Origin of the sequence: Schaalia odontolytica (assembly GCF_024584435.1) — a bacterium.
Taxonomy (GTDB): domain Bacteria; phylum Actinomycetota; class Actinomycetes; order Actinomycetales; family Actinomycetaceae; genus Pauljensenia.
This window is the reverse complement of record NZ_CP102197.1, coordinates 1,904,550-1,920,789: the sequence shown is the minus strand read 5'-3', so window position 1 is coordinate 1,920,789 and position 16,240 is coordinate 1,904,550. Positions and strand designations below refer to the sequence as shown.

General features: G+C 65.6%; 14 protein-coding genes, 2 tRNA genes and 1 pseudogene. 6 read left to right on the top strand and 11 right to left on the bottom strand.

Annotation, left to right across the window (positions count from 1 at the left end; translation table 11 throughout):
* Position 1: 1 nt before the first annotated feature.
* From trxB to NQK35_RS08530, 4 genes are all read left to right on the top strand, one after another.
* Positions 2–1,039, top strand: a complete 1,038-nt coding sequence (gene trxB / locus NQK35_RS08545) for a thioredoxin-disulfide reductase (RefSeq protein WP_009212804.1) — start codon at positions 2–4, stop codon at positions 1,037–1,039.
* Positions 1,036–1,467, top strand: a complete 432-nt coding sequence (locus tag NQK35_RS08540; protein WP_034231338.1) for a YchJ family protein — start codon at positions 1,036–1,038, stop codon at positions 1,465–1,467. The genes trxB and NQK35_RS08540 overlap by 4 nt, the downstream gene beginning before the upstream one ends.
* A gap of 21 nt (positions 1,468–1,488) precedes the next feature.
* Positions 1,489–2,130, top strand: coding sequence for a phosphatase PAP2 family protein (locus tag NQK35_RS08535; protein ID WP_257113891.1), 642 nt, complete (start codon positions 1,489–1,491; stop codon positions 2,128–2,130).
* Positions 2,131–2,483: 353 nt separating this feature from the next.
* Complete coding sequence (locus NQK35_RS08530) at positions 2,484–2,987, top strand: EXLDI protein (RefSeq protein WP_232209847.1); 504 nt, start codon at positions 2,484–2,486, stop codon at positions 2,985–2,987.
* An 82-nt stretch (positions 2,988–3,069) separates the two neighbouring features.
* Here the strand turns inward: NQK35_RS08530 and NQK35_RS10640 are convergent.
* Positions 3,070–3,555, bottom strand: a pseudogene (locus tag NQK35_RS10640) (SDR family NAD(P)-dependent oxidoreductase); the annotation flags it as partial.
* 115 nt (positions 3,556–3,670) lie between these two features.
* Positions 3,671–3,907: an SDR family oxidoreductase gene (locus NQK35_RS08525; protein WP_257113890.1), complete on the bottom strand. Its 237-nt coding sequence runs from the start codon at positions 3,905–3,907 to the stop codon at positions 3,671–3,673.
* A 203-nt stretch (positions 3,908–4,110) separates the two neighbouring features.
* On the opposite strand from NQK35_RS08525, the gene NQK35_RS08520 reads away from it, so the two are divergent.
* Positions 4,111–5,538, top strand: a complete 1,428-nt coding sequence (locus tag NQK35_RS08520) for a cryptochrome/photolyase family protein (RefSeq protein WP_257113889.1) — start codon at positions 4,111–4,113, stop codon at positions 5,536–5,538.
* A 245-nt stretch (positions 5,539–5,783) separates the two neighbouring features.
* Here the strand turns inward: NQK35_RS08520 and NQK35_RS08515 are convergent.
* The 3 genes from NQK35_RS08515 to NQK35_RS08505 all read right to left on the bottom strand — a co-directional run bounded on the left by NQK35_RS08515 (position 5,784) and on the right by NQK35_RS08505 (position 6,107).
* Positions 5,784–5,856 (bottom strand) — tRNA-Ala (locus NQK35_RS08515).
* A 9-nt stretch (positions 5,857–5,865) separates the two neighbouring features.
* A complete protein-coding gene (locus tag NQK35_RS08510) occupies positions 5,866–6,000 on the bottom strand; it encodes a DLW-39 family protein (RefSeq protein WP_009212810.1) in 135 nt (44 codons plus the stop codon).
* A gap of 30 nt (positions 6,001–6,030) precedes the next feature.
* Positions 6,031–6,107, bottom strand: a tRNA-Ile gene (locus tag NQK35_RS08505).
* A gap of 123 nt (positions 6,108–6,230) precedes the next feature.
* Here NQK35_RS08505 and NQK35_RS08500 point away from each other — a divergent pair.
* Positions 6,231–7,109: a DUF2974 domain-containing protein gene (locus tag NQK35_RS08500; protein WP_257113888.1), complete on the top strand. Its 879-nt coding sequence runs from the start codon at positions 6,231–6,233 to the stop codon at positions 7,107–7,109.
* Between the two features lie 679 nt (positions 7,110–7,788).
* Here NQK35_RS08500 and NQK35_RS08495 read toward each other — a convergent pair.
* From NQK35_RS08495 to recF, 6 genes are all read right to left on the bottom strand, one after another.
* Positions 7,789–8,181 carry a DUF3566 domain-containing protein gene (locus tag NQK35_RS08495; RefSeq protein ID WP_257113887.1) on the bottom strand — a complete coding sequence of 131 codons (393 nt, stop codon included), beginning with the start codon at positions 8,179–8,181 and terminating at the stop codon, positions 7,789–7,791.
* 125 nt (positions 8,182–8,306) lie between these two features.
* The gene (gyrA, locus tag NQK35_RS08490; RefSeq protein WP_048741266.1) at positions 8,307–10,910 is read right to left on the bottom strand and encodes a DNA gyrase subunit A; all 2,604 of its coding nucleotides are present in this window, start codon (positions 10,908–10,910) and stop codon (positions 8,307–8,309) included.
* Positions 10,911–10,985: 75 nt separating this feature from the next.
* Positions 10,986–13,010, bottom strand: a complete 2,025-nt coding sequence (gene gyrB / locus NQK35_RS08485; protein WP_034231347.1) for a DNA topoisomerase (ATP-hydrolyzing) subunit B — start codon at positions 13,008–13,010, stop codon at positions 10,986–10,988.
* A gap of 296 nt (positions 13,011–13,306) precedes the next feature.
* Entirely contained in the window at positions 13,307–14,182 is an 876-nt protein-coding gene (locus NQK35_RS08480; RefSeq protein WP_257113886.1) for a DUF5067 domain-containing protein, read from the bottom strand.
* Between the two features lie 100 nt (positions 14,183–14,282).
* Entirely contained in the window at positions 14,283–15,050 is a 768-nt protein-coding gene (locus tag NQK35_RS08475) for a DUF721 domain-containing protein (RefSeq protein WP_257113885.1), read from the bottom strand.
* Positions 15,043–16,239 carry a DNA replication/repair protein RecF gene (gene recF / locus NQK35_RS08470; RefSeq protein WP_257113884.1) on the bottom strand — a complete coding sequence of 399 codons (1,197 nt, stop codon included), beginning with the start codon at positions 16,237–16,239 and terminating at the stop codon, positions 15,043–15,045. The genes NQK35_RS08475 and recF overlap by 8 nt, the downstream gene beginning before the upstream one ends.
* Position 16,240 lies beyond the last annotated feature (1 nt).

Here is a 16,240-nt window from a genome sequence, read left to right as displayed (position 1 = left end):
CATGTCTTTTGTGACGATTCCCGGCCTGGTGACGGCCGAGAGCGCCGATTCCACCGCCGAGGCCGCCGCGGTTGAGGTCCCGTCTACCGAGGTTCCCGAGGGCGCGACCGTCCACGAGGTCGTCATCGTCGGGTCGGGTCCCGCCGGTTACACGGCGGCCGTCTACACGGCGCGCGCGGGCCTGGCCCCTCTCGTCTTGGCCGGTCAGCTGGCAGCCGGTGGCGCCCTGATGAACACCACGGAGGTCGAGAACTTCCCGGGCTTCCCCGAGGGCATTCAGGGACCGGAGCTCATGGACAACATGCGTGCGCAGGCGGAGAGGTTCGGGGCCGACATTCGGTACGAGGACGTTCTCGCCGTCAATCTGGAGGGCCCCGTCAAGGCGGTGGCCACCGAGGACGAGGTCTTCTACGCTCGTGCGGTCATCCTGGCGACCGGCTCGGAGTACCGCCACATGAACGTCCCCGGCGAGGAGGAGTTCTCCGGGCGCGGGGTTTCGTACTGCGCGACCTGCGACGGTTTCTTCTTCAAGGACCGGCGACTGGCCGTCATCGGAGGCGGAGACTCGGCGATGGAGGAGGCCACGTTCCTCACGAACTTCGCCTCCGAGGTCGTCGTGGTGCACCGCCGCGATGAGCTGCGTGCCTCCCGCGTCATGGCCGAACGCGCGCTGAATAACCCGAAGATTTCCTTCGAATGGAACGCAACCGTGGCCGAGGTGCTGGGCGAGGAGTCCGTGACGGGCCTGCGGCTGGCTTCGACCGTCGACGGTTCGACGCGCGAGATCGACGTGGATGGCGTGTTTGTGGCTATCGGCCATCTGCCGCGCACGGCCTTCCTGGGCGGCCAGGTGGCCCTCGACGAGGCCGGCTACATCACGGTCGACGAGCCGTCGACACGCACGTCGGTTGAGGGTGTCTTCGCCTGCGGTGACGCCGTGGACCACACGTATCGTCAGGCCATCACGGCAGCCGGCTCGGGGTGTCGCGCGGCTCTGGACGCCGAACGCTGGCTCGCCTCCGTGGGCGACCGGGCGTGAGCTCCTCCCCCGCTGCCCCCGGCGCTGCGAGCGCTGGCGCGCCCCGGCCTCGTACCTGCCCGTGCGGCTCTGGCCTGCACCTGTCGCAGTGCTGCGGACCCTATCTGGATGGCGAGGCCGCCCCTACCGCCGAGGCACTCATGCGTTCGCGCTACACGGCGTTTGCCCTGCGGGACGAAGACTACCTGTTTCGCACGTGGCATCCGCGCACTCGGCCCGCCCCGCCCTATTGGGTGGAGGGCACGCAGTGGACGGGATTGCGCATCCTCGGGGCCGAGGCCGGAGGGATCGACGACGAGGAGGGAACCGTCACGTTCGTGGCCTCCTGGAGGGACCAGCGTACGGGCGAAACCGGCAGCATGCGGGAGCGATCACGGTTTAGCCGTCGCGCGGGCAGGTGGATGTACGAGCACGGCGCGAACGACTGACACTACGGTAGGCTTTTCCTTATGATTGCTCGTCGTTTCTTGTCACCCTCCGCCATTGCCGGGGCCGTCATCGTCGTGGCGGTTGCCGTCTTCGGCGGGTTCTTGCACGGCCCCCTTCCCGTCGATACGGCCGTGTGGTCGGACTTCATCGATGCCCGCACCCCCGCGATGAACTCGATCATGGCGGGCGTGTCGTGGGCGTTTGATCCCAAGCGCGCGGTTGTGCTGGCGCTCGTGATTGCGTTAGTCGTGTGGTGGCTCGTGAAGAAGGTCATGCACGCCCTGTACATCCTGTGCTCGGTGGCCCTGTCGGGCGTGAATGGCTACATCATCAAGCACATCGACGGGCGTGCGCGCCCCGATCAGTCGTTCTGGCTCATTTCGGAAGACTCCTACTCGTTTCCGTCGGGTCACGCAACCGCCGTCACCGCGCTTGTCATCTCGCTGGTCCTGGTGTTGACGATGACGCGCTTCGGGCGCCGTATCCGCCACCTGCTGTGGGTCGCCGCGATCGCTATCATCGCGTTCATTGCGGTGACGCGCCTCTACTTGGGCGTGCACTGGGTGACAGACGTGCTCGGAGGCTTCGGAGTGGGCCTGGGTTCCTCCATGATCCTTGCTCCCTTCATGCTGGGGCGGTCGGCCTTGAGAACGGCCCGTTAGCGCCCCGTGCATCGGTGTGAGGGTGCCCGGAGCCGGTTGGCTCCGGGCGCCTCTCTCTGTCCCCGCGCGGGCGGCAGGGGGCGCCGCGCTGCGGTCGTCGCACCCTCGAGTGTCGGTGGCTCTGTGCCGCACTGTCGGGTCAGTTTCCGTTTCTCTGACCGACCTTCTGGATGGCAGCCGACACAGTTTATTCACAACTGTGGACAAGATTGTGTACAAATGCCGCGGTGTAGGCTCTTCTCCCTCGATCCTGTACGCGCGCCCAGCATCGCGCACGGGTGACCCACAGTGACCGGTCGGTTGGTCATTCGTCGGCTCTTGACACTCACGTCGATATGCGTATAGTTATGTACATGCCTACTCGTAACGTGTACGTATCAGACAGCGACGTGAGCCTCTTTTCTGAGGCGGGAACAATCGCGGGAAGCCTCTCGGCTGCAATCGTTGAGGCTCTTCGCGACTATGTGAACAAGCATCGCCGCCTCACCGATGGCTTTCAGGAGATTGAACTCAAGCTGTCGACGGATGGCGTGGATCGCCGCGTCACGTTCGCTGGTCGACGCGTGGTGCGCCTGAGGCGACCCGATCCCGAGGGGACGCGCATCGACACCGTCTACCTCACAGCGAAAGGCCAGCTGGCGGTGGCGACGAAGGTTCACAGAACGCTGCCGGAATGGTCCAACCAGGAGGATATGTGGTCCGACCCCAAGACGTGGAGTCGCGACTTCTGGGTTGTCGGAGACAGGACCCTGAGCGTCTATCCCGACGTTGAGGACCTCTCGCAGGCGGATTCCGTCCTCGCCCAGCGAGTGGAAGCCGCCCTGACAACCTCTGCCGTTGAGGTGCTGGACATCTGACCGCTCGGGCGCGGCCGTCCCGTGGGCGCACCGCGATCCTGGTCGCCGTCACGCCGGTGCCCACCAACTCAGCGGCCAGCCCGTCAGTGAAACCCAGAGCTGCGAACTTAGCTGTGGAGTATGGCAGGAGATGAGGCGGGCTCACGACGCCGCCCACGGAGGCGACCACGCCGATGTGTCCACGACGCCGCTCCCGCATCGACGGAAGAACGCTCCACGCCACGTTGATGGGCCCCTTGGCCATGATGTCGAGCGCTTGATCGAAGTGCTCCAATTCTACGTCTGCGGCAGGCCCCACCTGAATGATGCCGGCCACGTGAATCGCCACCTCGATGGGGCCATAGCCATTCGAAATCTCGTTGACCACGCGCTGCACGCCCTTGCGGTCAGTGACGTCCATGACATGGATGGATACACGTTCCTTGAACTCGGACGCTGCACGCTGTAGCGCAGCCTCGTCACGAGCGCACAAGGCGACGTGATGGCCACGTCGATGAAGCTGCCGAGCAATCTCCAGTCCGAGGCCACGCGAACCGCCAGCAACAAGCGCAACGGGTACGACGGTCATCAGGGGTCCCCTCTCTGTTGTGCTATGAAAGTCAGGACGATCCTCATGGTGCCATCATCAAGACCGAAGTTGATCCAAGCTACCACACCTGTGTCTCGGGAGCGCACCTTGCGACTCAACCTCGCCGCACGATTGCTGCGACGGCCTGGATGGCCGCGGTCGGAACTCCGCCGCCCATTGAGTACATCGGAAACCAGACCACCTTGGCCACCGCCATGGCGCGAGCGATGTCCTCGTCCGACTCAGCGCCGCCCTCGACCACCTCAACGCGCTGCTGTACAGAGGACTCCGGCTTCGACGCGTCGCGGACCAGCACCCGCATTGACCAGCCCTCGTCCAGCAGGCGCTCCATCACCAGAGGGCCAACGGATCTTGTGGCACCAGTCGCCTGTCAAGTACGATTACCAACGACGATTAAGTGCATGAACACAACACTCTGCGCCCGGGTTTGGGTGGACCTCTTCCTTGATCGAGAGCAGCAGCCGATGACCCTCCCACCCCTCGCCAACAAGATCGCCGGCCAACTCTTACACTGAACCCTCTCAAGGACCATCGATGACCACACTGATCTGGCTTCGCGACGACCTCCGTCTGGCTGACCACCCCGCCCTGACGGCCGCCTGCACGGGAGCACATGGACCCGTGGTCGCACTGTGGATCCACGAAACCCGCAGGACCGATGAAGACAACAATCGGCACGGCCCGCGCCCGCTCGGTGCGGCCACCCGGTGGTGGTACCACCGCAGCCTGCAACAGCTGGCACCGCGGCTTGCCGACCTGGGCATTCCACTCATCTTCGCCCGAGGTGATGCCGCAAAGATCATGCGCCGAGTCGTGGACACCTTACAACCTACCTTCGTGCACTGGACACGACGCTACGCCCCGGCAGCCTGCCGATTGGACGCCGCCATCAAGCAAGAGTTGAAATCCCGCACCGAAGTACACAGCCATCCCGGCAGCCTGCTCGCCGAACCCTGGCTGATGAGGACGGCCAGCGGCTCCCACTACCAAGTCTTCACACCCTTCAGCCACGCCGTAGCCGACCTGCCCCTCACTCCCCTCCTGCCCGAGCCCTCACCTGTCGACGAGCCAGACGGTGCGGCCACAGCCCTCGCCACGCTGCGGGAGGACGGTGTCCTGCACAACTTAGAGGATATTGGGTTGCTTGACGATGGCCCCGCCTGGTGGGAAGACACCCTCGCACAGCACTGGGAGCCCGGTGAATTGGCAGCCCGGCAGCAACTGGACGCCATCGACGGCTGGTTGCCCGGCTATGCCAAACGCCGTGACCTGCCCGGGGAGGAAACATCCACCAGCAGAATCTCTCCGAGGCTGCGGTGCGGGGAATTATCGCCGCGCCAAGCCTTGGCCGCAGCCCGTAGCAGCACGGCCGCGGGCGAGGATATCGCCGCTTGGACCAGGCAACTCTACTGGCGCGAGTTCTGCTGGCACCTGCTCCACCACCGCGAACATCTAGAGGACACCCCCATGCGTCCAGCCTTCGAGGAGTTCCCCTATCATCCCGACGACCACCTGGTGCGGGCCTGGCAACACGGCCGCACCGGCATCGACCTCGTCGACGGCGGAATGTGGCAACTGTGGCAGACAGGCTGGATGCATAACCGGGTGCGCATGGTCGCTGCATCGCTGTTCACCAAGAACATGCTCCAGCCATGGCAGGACGGCGAGCAGTGGTTCTGGGAGACTCTCGTGGACGCAGACGAGGCCAACAATCCTGTCTCTTGGCAGTGGGTGGCCGGCAGCGGAGCGGACGCTGCGCCCTACTTCCGCATCTTCAACCCTGAGCTCCAGCGCACCCGCTTCGACCCGCACAGCAGCTATGTCAAGCGCTGGATCCCGGAGGGACTCGCTCGGCCTGTCGTGCCCGTCGTCGACCTGGCCGAGTCGCGACGCGAGGCTCTCGCCGCTTACGAGCAAGTACGTGCGGCTTCCGCAGCTCATGCCAGGCCTCAACGTGGTTGAGGTCTACACGGTTCGTTGTGGAGTTCGAACAGGCCCGGCCACCCACAGAGATCAGCCGTCTGACGTGCTTTGAGAATGTCCAGCGCCTCGTCGCATCAGCAGAATCCCTGACCGAAGCGGCCAACACAGCGACTATGCCGATGCCAGAGCCCACCTCACCAACGCCCCTGCCTGGGCCGACGACAGCAAAAAGGCCCGAACCGAAACCATCCAAGATGGCAAGGGTTCGAGCCTTATTAGTAGAGTGGAGCTAACGGGACTCGAACCCGTAACCCCCTGCTTGCAAAGCAGGTGCGCTACCAATTGCGCCATAGCCCCGTGGGAGTCCTAGTCCTCCACGGCGTCCGTCACGGACGTCCACAGGTCGGCGTTATCGGAGAGATCGACAAGAATCTGTCGGACGACGATGCCAACGGCCACGACGGATCCAACAGCCACGCAACAGGTGACCCATTTCTTCACGATGATCCTCCGCTTTCACTCGCCTGCGGATGGTGGGCCTAGGTGGGCTCGAACCACCGACCTCAGTCTTATCAGGACTGCGCTCTAACCTACTGAGCTATAGGCCCAACCGGCACCCTTGCGGGCACTCGGATATAGTACACAGCACAGAGGCATCCGGCAAAATCGAGCGCTGGTGACGTCCAACACGAGGACATCGGGGCGGTTCACGGACGAGGCGAAGGAGCGGCGTGGCAACGATCATCGACTATGTTCGAGGCGCGAGAACCCCGCTTGCCGGCGACCTGACGCCCGCTGACGCGCTCGCCCTGTGCTCGCTGATCTACACGGACTTTCACGCGCTCGCCGGTCCCAGATCTGCCACGGGATGCGTTCTTGGCGAGGTTGCCCGCGCCTCGTCGATTCCGGCGCTCTACCGCCACGCCCTGCCCACCCACGCCGACCGGCCACTCTTGGAGGCCGCGGGCACCAGCCCTCGTTTTCGCGAGGTGCGGGTGCGCGACGCCGTCACGCGGCTCGTGCCTCGGCCGCTTGCCCAGTTCGGGGCGGCGACGTTCGTTGACTCCTCCGGGTGCTGTTTCATCGCGTTCCGCGGAACGGATGCGACCTCCATCGGCGTTGCCGAGGACGCGCGCTTCGGGCTCGACTTTCCCACGGAGTCCCAGCGGTGGGCGGCGCGCTACCTCGCGTACGCGTCAAAGCGCGCCGAGGGCCCCGTCACCGTCATGGGGCACTCGAAGGGCGGCAACTTCGCGCTCTACGCCGCAGCCGTCGCCGCACCCGATGCGCTCGAGCGCGTTTACGCCTTTGATCCGGTGGGCTTTCCCGCCCGTGTCGCTCACTCAGGATTCTTCACCAGCCTCGAGGGGCGTGTGAGCACCTACGTCACCGCGGGTTCGTGGGTCAGTCCTCTCCTCCCCCTACCCGCTCCCGCGACGCTCGTGGACTCCTCGTGGCCGGGCCCACTCAGCCACAACCCTTACGCATGGGCCACGGAGGGCACGGCCCTGCGGCGCGATCGGCGCAGGCCTTCCCGGTCGGGTGCGGCGCTCGCAAGCCTGCTCGCCGCCATCTTGCGCGTGCGCCCATCGCGGATTGGTAGCAACTAACGAAACCGGCCCCGCTGGTGGCTCCCTAAAACCCACCTCCGCGCACGTTAACCCACCTCGTGGAGCGTGGGCGGCTGCGCCCAGCTTCCACTAGGTGGGTTTAGCTGCGCATCAGTGGGTTAAGGCCGCCAGCATCTGGGCCCTGCTGCCAGGAGTGAGGCGAGAACGCACACCATCACCGACACAGTTTTGCCCACAACGCAGACCACCTCGCCCACAACAGCCCATTTTCAGCGTTATTCACCCAATGGGTCCGCAGTCTGGCCGCCACGACGCCCCATGCCCCGCTCTCACCAGCACCGCTCGGGGGGAAGTGCGCCATTAGGCGTGCGACACGCCGGCGACACGCCGACAGTCAGCTCCTCATGCTGCACAACCCCCACTACCAACGACAAAGCAACCACCTGAGGAACCGGGGTGCCTGGCCGGGCATGAAGACGATGAGCCGACCCCTTCAGCACACCAGGTGCCGCCGGTGTGGAGGGCGCCGGAGGGTCCGGATGGCATGGGCGGGCTTCGAGATCAACCACTTTGAGCCTTTAGGCTCGCGTGTGGCGATCTCGCGGGCGGCCGGGCCCAACGGGGTCCGGATCACCGGCGGGACCACAAACAACGCGAGAACCATCGCCAGGCATAGCAAGAGGGGTCGGCGTGAGCCGACCCCTCGCGGAACCCTTCCTCACTCGTCCATGAGGGAGACCTTGATGCCACCCACCAGGGAGGCGACGACGTTGTAGAGCATCGCTCCGAGCGTCGAGAGAGCGGTGAGGAGCACGACGTTGATGACCGCGACGATGGTCGCGTAGGAGATGACTCGCGGGAGTCGCGCGTAGTCGAGGAATGCGGCGTAGCGCCCCGCACCGACGGTCTGCAAGAACTCTTCGAGCTGGCTGAAGACGTGCATGGCGTCCACCATGAGCCACAGCACGATCGTTGCGACAACCATCGCGATGCCCAGGGCGACCGACAGCAGGAAGGAGACCTTCATGACGGTCCACGCGTCAATGCGCGCAATCGCCAGGTCAACTCGGCGGGGAGCGTCGCTGCGGGCGCTCGAGACGTGGTCGCTCATGGGATTCCTTCCAGGTCGCACTTCCTATCTGCCAGGCTACCGCATCGCCCGGCCCCGGTGCTCAGTCCGGGCAGCATTGGAAGCTTGATCACGGGACGACACCGGTCTCGTCCCGTGATCACTCCTCACTCCTCGGAGTCTTCGGCGCCGTCGGAGGCGGCGCCACTCGTCTCCTCGCCGCCGGGCGCGCCCACCGCCTCGGGCGGCTCCGCTGCGGATGCATCATCCTCGTCCTCCTCGCCCGCGGAGTCGGAGTTTCGGGTGATCGCGATGATGCGATCCCCATCGTCCGGGCGAGCGAAGATGACGCCCATGGTGTTGCGGGCCGTGGGGCGCACGTCGGAGGCATTGACCTGGACGAGCTTGCCGGACTCCGTGATCACCATGACGTCCTCGTCGGGTCGCACGACGAGCGCGCCGACCAGGCCTCCGCGCTCGTCGACGAGCTTGCCGACGCGCACGCCGAGAGTGCCGCGCGACTTCGTCGGGTACTCCTCGACGGGGGTGCGCTTGGCATAGCCGGACTCCGTGACGATCAGGAGGTCCGTTCCCTCGTGGGGGACCTCCATGGACAGCAGCTCATCGTCGCCGCGGAACTTCATGCCGCGTACGCCGGAGGTCGAGCGTCCCATCGAGCGCAGCTGCTCGTCGGTTGCCGTGAAGCGAACCGCCTGGCCGTCGCGAGAGACCAGGATCAGGTCCTCGTCCGCCATGATGATCTGCGCGGAGACGAGCTCGTCGGCCTTTCCGTCTTCGTCCTCCCGAAGGTTGATGGCGATGATGCCGCCCGAACGAGGCGAGTTGTACAGGCTCAGCGGGGTCTTCTTGACGAGGCCGCGCTTGGTGGCCAGGACCAGGTAGTCGGCGTCCTCGTAGGTGCGGATCGCGAGGACCTGGGCGATGTGCTCGTCGGGCTGGAAGGCGAGCAGGTTGGCGACGTGCTGGCCCTTCGCGTCGCGGCCGCCCTCGGGAATCTCGTAGGCCTTCGCGCGGTAGACGCGTCCGAGGTTGGTGAAGAAGAGGAGCCAGTGGTGCGTGGTCGTGACGAAGAAGTGTTCGACCACGTCGTCGTCGCGCAGCTGAGTGCCGCGCACGCCCTTACCGCCGCGCTTTTGCGAGCGGTAATTGTCGGTGCGAGTCCGCTTAGCGAAGCCGTCGCGCGTGATCGTCACGACGACGTCTTCCTCGGGAATCAGGTCCTCCATCGACATCTCCCCATCGAAGGGCAGGATGCGCGTGCGGCGCTCGTCCCCAAACTTGTCGACGATTTCGGACAGCTCGGCGGAGATGATGGCGCGCTGGCGCTCGGGGGTGGCCAGGATGTCGTTGAGGTCGTCGACGCGGGCCTTGAGCTCGGCGTGCTCGTCCATGATCTTCTGGCGCTCGAGGGCGGCCAGGCGGCGCAGCTGGAGGGCCAGGATCGCGTCGGCCTGGACGGCATCCACGTCGAGAAGATCGATCAACCCGGCGCGCGCCTCGTCCACGGTGGGGGAGCGGCGGATGAGGGCGATGACCTCGTCGAGGGCGTCGAGGGCCTTTAGGTATCCTTCGAGGATGTGCAGGCGCTCGAGGGCCTTGCGCAGGCGGAAGCGCGTGCGGCGCACGATGACGTCGATCTGGTGGGTGATCCAGTGGCGGATGAACCCGTCGATGGACAGGGTGCGGGGAACGCCGTCGACGAGCGCGAGCATGTTCGCCGAGAAGTTCTCCTGCAGGCTGGTGCGCTTGTAGAGGTTGTTGAGGACCACCTTGGCCACTGCGTCGCGCTTGAGGACGATGACGAGGCGCTGGCCGGTGCGGCCCGAGGTCTCGTCGCGAATGTCGGCGATCCCGCCGATCGCTCCGTCGCGCACCAGCTGCGCGATCTTATCGGCGAGGTTGTCGGGGTTGACCTGGTAGGGAAGCTCGGTGACGACGAGGCACTGGCGGCCCTGGATCTCCTCGACGCTCACGACGGCGCGCTGGGTGATGGAGCCGCGTCCCGTGCGGTAGGCGTCTTCGATGCCCTTACGGCCCAGGATCGTGGCTCCCGTGGGGAAGTCGGGGCCGGGGATGATCGTCAGCAGCGCTTCGAGGAGTTCCTCGCGGGTGGCTTCAGGGTGGGCGAGCGCCCACTCGACGCCGCGCGCAAGCTCACGCAGGTTGTGCGGGGGGATGCGCGTGGCCATGCCGACGGCGATGCCCTCGGAGCCGTTGGCCAGGAGGTTGGGGAAGCGGGCGGGAAGGATGGTGGGTTCCTGGTTGCGCCCGTCGTAGTTGTCCTGGAAGTCAACGCACTCCTCGTCGATGTCGCGGACCATCTCCATGGCCAGCGGGGCCATCTTGCATTCCGTGTAACGGGGGGCGGCAGGTCCCAGGTTACCCGGGGTACCGAAGTTGCCTTGCCCGGCCACGAGCGGGTAGCGCAGAGACCAGGGCTGAACGAGGCGAGCCAGGGCGTCGTAGATCGCCGCGTCTCCGTGCGGGTGGTAGTTACCCATGACCTCACCGACGACGCGGGAGGACTTGGAGAAGGAGGAGCTGGGCCTGTAGCCACCGTCGTACATGGCGTACAGGACGCGGCGGTGGACGGGCTTGAGGCCGTCGCGCACGTCCGGCAGCGCTCGTCCGACGATGACGCTCATGGCGTAGTCGAGGTAGGAGCGCTGCATCTCTTTCTGCAGGTCGACCTGGCGGATTCGCTCGGTGTCCGAGATATGCCGCACGTCCGTCATCTGCTCGTCGCTCACGAAAGTTCCTTACGTTGTTTGTGCTCAATCACGGCCAGCGGCGCGCGGGCGGCCGCCGACGGTTGGTGGGTTGTCTCAGATGTCGAGGAAGCGCACGTCGGTGGCGTTGCGCTGGATGAAGGTGCGACGCCGGTCGACGTCGTCGCCCATGAGGATCGTGAAGGTCTCGTCCGCGTCCGCGGCCTCGTCCAGGGTGACCTGCTTGAGGATCCTGTTCTCCGGATCCATGGTGGTCTCCCACAGCTCGTGGTCGTTCATTTCGCCCAGGCCCTTGTATCGCTGAATGCCGCCTTCCTTGGGCAGGCGCCGACCGGCGGTGGCGCCCGCCTCAAGCAGCTGATCGCGTTCCTTGTCGGAGTACGCGAACTCGTGCTCGGCGTTGGTCCACTTGATGCGGTAGAGCGGAGGCATCGCGATGAAGGTGTGGCCACCCTCGATGAGGGGCCGCATGTAGCGGAAGAGGAGGGTGAGCAGCAGTGTCGCAATGTGCTGGCCGTCCACGTCGGCGTCGGCCATGATGACGATCTTGCCGTATCGGAGCTTGGAGATGTCGAAGTCCTCACCGATGCCCGTCCCGAAGGCCGTGATGAGGGAGCGGATCGTGTCGGAGGACAGGGCGCGATCCAGGCGGGCCTTTTCGACGTTGAGGATCTTGCCGCGGATCGGCAAAATCGCCTGGCGTTCGGGGTCGCGTCCGCCCACGGCGGAGCCGCCGGCGGAGTCTCCCTCGACGATGAAGATCTCGCACTCGGAAGGGGTGCGGGAGGAGCAGTCGCGCAGCTTGCCGGGCATGGAGGCGGACTCGAGGACGCCCTTACGCCTCGTGGCCTCGCGCGCCTTGCGGGCGGCGACGCGGGCAGCCTGCGCGGCCTGTCCCTTGGCGATGATGGCCTTGGCGTCGGCGGGGTGGGCGTCGAACCAGTCGGTGAGCTTGGAGTAGACCTGCTGGGCCACGAAGGTGCGCGCCTCGGTGTTGCCGAGCTTGGTCTTCGTCTGGCCCTCGAACTGAGGTTCGGTGAGCTTGATCGAGATGACGGCGGTCAGTCCCTCACGCACGTCGTCGCCGGTGAGGTTGTCGTCCTTGTCGCGGATCAGTCCCTTGTCGCGACCGTAGCGGTTGACGAGGGAGGTCAGCGCTGTGCGGAAGCCCTCCTCGTGCATGCCTCCCTCGGTCGTGTTGATCGTGTTGGCGAAGGTGTGGACCGAGGACGAGTAGGCGCTGGTCCACTGCATGGCGATCTCGACGCTCATGGTGCCCTCGTCGTTTTCGGCTTCGAAGTCGATGATCTCGTTGTTGATCGTGTCGGTCTTCTTCGCCGAATCGAGGTACTCGACGTAGTCGCGCAGGCCGTACTCGTAGCAGTAGGACACGGTGCGGTGGGTCGCGGCCTCCTTGCCCGAGGCCTTGTCTTCCCCGGCGATCTCGTCGCCCTCGTCGGTGGCGAACTCGCGCTCGTCGGTCAAGGTAATGCGCAGGCCCTTGTTGAGGAAGGCCATCTGCTGGAAGCGCTGGCGCAGCGTCTCGAAGTCGAATTCGACGGTTTCGAAGATCGTGGGGTCCGGGTAGAAGACCTGCGTGGTGCCCGTTTCGTTGGTTTCTTCGCCCCGAACGAGTTCGGTGATGGGACTGCCGCCATTGGCAAACGACATGCGCCACACGTAGCCCTGTCGGCGGATCTCCGTGTCCACGCGGGTGGACAGGGCGTTGACGACGGAGATGCCGACGCCGTGCAGGCCGCCCGACACGGCGTATCCGCCGCCGCCGAACTTGCCACCGGCGTGCAGGATGGTCATGACGACCTCGACCGTCGGCTTGTGCTCCGTGGGGTGTTCGTCAACGGGGATGCCACGACCGTTGTCGACGACCTTGATGCCGCCGTCGGCCTGAATCGTGACCTCAATGTGGTCGGCGTAGCCGGCCAGCGCCTCGTCAACGGAGTTGTCGACAACCTCGTACACCAGGTGGTGCAGGCCGCGCTCGCCGGTGGATCCGATGTACATGCCCGGGCGCTTGCGCACGGCTTCCAGGCCCTCGAGGACGGTGATGTCCGATGCGCCGTACGACTGCTCGCCTCCGGCGGTGTTCTCGTTGTCAGCCACGTGGCTCCCCTCGCATTGCGCGAAATAGATGTTTAACCTTGTAGATTCTACCAAAAATGCTGGTTGCATCGGGGAACGACAGGCCCGTAGGGTTACTCTACAAACTGCTTGATCGCAACGAAAAGTCGACTGTGATCAGTCGCATGTGCGCCGGTGCGTGGACGCCGACGAACGAGGGTGGCCCTCCCGGTTAGGAGGGCCACCCTTCGGCGTGACAACGTGAGGCGCGAGCCGACCGGTCTGGTTCGGCTGTGAGAACGTGTCGCGCTCATTCAAGCGGCGGATTCCTCACGGGATCACTTCGGCTGCCAGGTCCAGTACTGCTGCTTCTTTCCCTTGGACTCGTTGATCATCCAGTTGGGGTCCCTGAATTCGACGGCGGTCTTCTTGTCCTTGATGACCCAGTAGCCAACGTATTCGACCGTCTCTCCGGGCTTGACCTGAACGTTTCCCGGGGTGTACTCGAAGTCGGAGGGCTTCTTGGTGGTGAAGAAGTTGGGGACCGTCAGCTGCTCGTTGTTCTGATAGGGGTGCGGGTACATGCCCCCGAACTCCTCGGTGGTCCCGTTGTTGGTCACGCGGAAGACGACCCTCATCGTCTGCCCGTTCTGGTCGTCCGTCGGACCCAGGGAGATGTCGGTGATCTCATAGGTCGAGTTGGAACCCTCCGGCGTCGCCTTGTACATGCCGCCGGACGATCCGTTGTTTCCATTCGAGGGGGCCGAGGAGCCAGCGCTCGGGGACGCACCCGCGGTGGGAGAAGAATTGTCGCTCGGGGAAGAATTGCCACTCGGGGACGCACCCGCAGAGGAATCGGATGCGCCCGATCTGGACAACATCCACACGGCTGCGCCGGCGACAAGGACGACAACGACGACGCTGGCGACGATGCCAATGATGAGCGGAGTCTTCGACTTTCCACCCTGCTGGGGCGCACCCTGCGGGTAACCGCCATAGCCACCCTGCTCAACCGGCACACCGTAGAAGGCCTGAGGCTGACCCTGACCGTAACCCGCCTGAGGCTGGCCCGGGTAGCCGCCCTGCTGGGGCGCACCCTGCGGATAGCCACCATAGCCACCCTGCTGACCCTGACCAGCATAGGGATCACCCGGTTGACCCTGCGGATAGCCACCCCAGGCGTTACCGCCTTGCGGCACGTACGGATTACTCATGTCATCTCCTCGATGGGCCCGCTGCGGGCCGACAGGCGCCAGCGTAGCAAATTCTCGGTGTCGACACGGTGATCTTCCACGCCTTCTCAACGCGTTTGTTCTACCCGTAGTCCGCGCGCGGTCCTCGACCCCGCACCACGTACGGGCCCTTCCTCCACGAGGGTGCAACGGGGCCTCGAATGATGACCTGCTCGACCACGCCCGAGCCGACTTCCTCGACGATTCGCCTCTCGATCGTCGGCAGGAGAAGCTGGAGCTGCTTGGCCCACGCGGTGGAGTCGGTTCGAACCACCAGCCGGTGCCCCTCGAAGGTCTCGATTCGAGCGTGGTCGGCGACCTGGGGACCGACGATCTTCCTCCACTTGGCCATGATGGATCCCATCTTGGTGGGGGTATCCCAGGCTCGGGAACTGATCGTTCTGGCCAGGATGGCACCCAGAGAGTTTGCTCGCCTGTAGCGCGGGCGCATGGCCGCCATGCCGGGCGAGCGGCTCCACGAGGCGCCGGTTCCCTCCAGGGCCCGGCGCAGCGCCGCGAGATCACCGCCCGGGTCCTCTTCGGAGAACGAGGCCGGTGCCTCGACCCCGTTGACGTGCCGGTACGCGGCGGCTCGGGCGGCCGCGCGTGCCTGAGCCCCCTCCTCGTCCCCGATTCTTCCCAGCCCGTCTGTCTCGATCGCGGCGTACTCGCTGGATCCGTCGAGGGAGCGACGCGGGCGAGTTTCATCGAGGCCCCACGAGGGCAGGGTCGATCGCGTGTAGCCGTGGTTGCGGGCCACTCGTTGGGCGCGTTCCAGGGCTCGCACAACGAACTCGTCCGTGTCGTCGGCCCGTTCCACAGCCTCGGGTCGTTCTTCTCGGTCAGTCATGGTCGTCCCCGTCAATGACCGTTCCCCTCTCGGCGTCGAGGCGCACGCGCAGCGCGTGGTGGGGGAGGGAGGAGGGCAGGTCCTCGGCGACCGCGCAGGTCACGATGACCTGCTCCGCCCTCGAGGCGAGGGACGCCAGGCCCTGCCGGCGCGAGGAGTCGAGCTCGGCAAAGACATCGTCGAGGATGAGGATGGGGGTGTCCTCGCCGTCGCTGAGCAGCTCGAAGGCCCCCAGGCGCAGGGCGAGAGCGACCGACCAGGATTCTCCGTGGGACGCATATCCCTTGACGGGCATGGAACCCAGGCTCAGGGACAGGTCGTCGCGGTGTGCGCCCACCAGGTTGACTCCGCGTTCGATTTCCCTGTCCCGCACGTGCGCCAGCGCGGCAAGCATCCGCTCTGCCTGGGCCTGCGCATCCGTCAGGTCGGCGCTGGCCGGATCCTCCGGGTCGGTGCCGATCACCCGGTCGACGGAGGCATCGAAAGCGAGAGTGAGGCGGCGCGGGGAGTCCGCCACGTCGTCGTAGGCTCGCCTCGCCGGCTCCACGAGGGCTGCCGCGACGGCGGCGCGGGTGGCACTGATGCGTGCCGAGAGCTCGGCGAACTGGCAATCCCACACGTGAAGGGTGGACAGATCCGGGGTTCTTCCCCTGCGCGACGAGGCCTGCGCGGCCTTCATGAGGGCCGCCCTCTGTCGGGCGACGCGATCGAAGTCGGCACGCACCGAAGCGTGCAGGGGAGAGAGCTGGGTCGCCAGGTCGTCCAGGAAGGATCGCCTCACGGAGGGATCGGCGCGCACGAGAGAGAGGTCCTCGGGGGCGAAAACAACGGTGCGCACGAGCCCGAGGATGTCGCGGGGCCTGACCTGCGCCCTGTTGATGCGCGCGCGATTGGCCTTGCCGCGCACGATTTCCAGCTCGACGACCTGTTCGCGTCCCGAGGAGACGATCCGTGCGCGGATGACGGCTCCGCCCGGGGGATTCTCGGCCTCGTCTGTGGGGATACGAACGAGAGCGCCCTCCGCACCGACCCTGTGCGAAGAGAAGGCCGACAGGTAGGCCAGCGCCTCAACGAGGTTCGTTTTACCCTGGCCGTTCGCGCCCACCAGGACCGTGGTTCCGGCGGGCAGCTCGACGACTCCGTGTTTCCAGGAACGGAAGTCGTCGAGGGCCAGGTGAGAGACGCGCACG

Coding starts and splice junctions, on each gene's coding strand:
- trxB (WP_009212804.1), top strand. CDS start 2: ATGTCTTTTGTGACGATTCCCGGCCTGGTGACGGCCGAGAGCGCCGAT.
- NQK35_RS08535 (WP_257113891.1), top strand. CDS start 1,489: ATGATTGCTCGTCGTTTCTTGTCACCCTCCGCCATTGCCGGGGCCGTC.
- NQK35_RS08530 (WP_232209847.1), top strand. CDS start 2,484: ATGCCTACTCGTAACGTGTACGTATCAGACAGCGACGTGAGCCTCTTT.
- NQK35_RS08525 (WP_257113890.1), bottom strand. CDS start 3,907: ATGGAGCGCCTGCTGGACGAGGGCTGGTCAATGCGGGTGCTGGTCCGC.
- NQK35_RS08520 (WP_257113889.1), top strand. CDS start 4,111: ATGACCACACTGATCTGGCTTCGCGACGACCTCCGTCTGGCTGACCAC.
- NQK35_RS08495 (WP_257113887.1), bottom strand. CDS start 8,181: ATGAGCGACCACGTCTCGAGCGCCCGCAGCGACGCTCCCCGCCGAGTT.
- NQK35_RS08480 (WP_257113886.1), bottom strand. CDS start 14,182: ATGAGTAATCCGTACGTGCCGCAAGGCGGTAACGCCTGGGGTGGCTAT.
- NQK35_RS08475 (WP_257113885.1), bottom strand. CDS start 15,050: ATGACTGACCGAGAAGAACGACCCGAGGCTGTGGAACGGGCCGACGAC.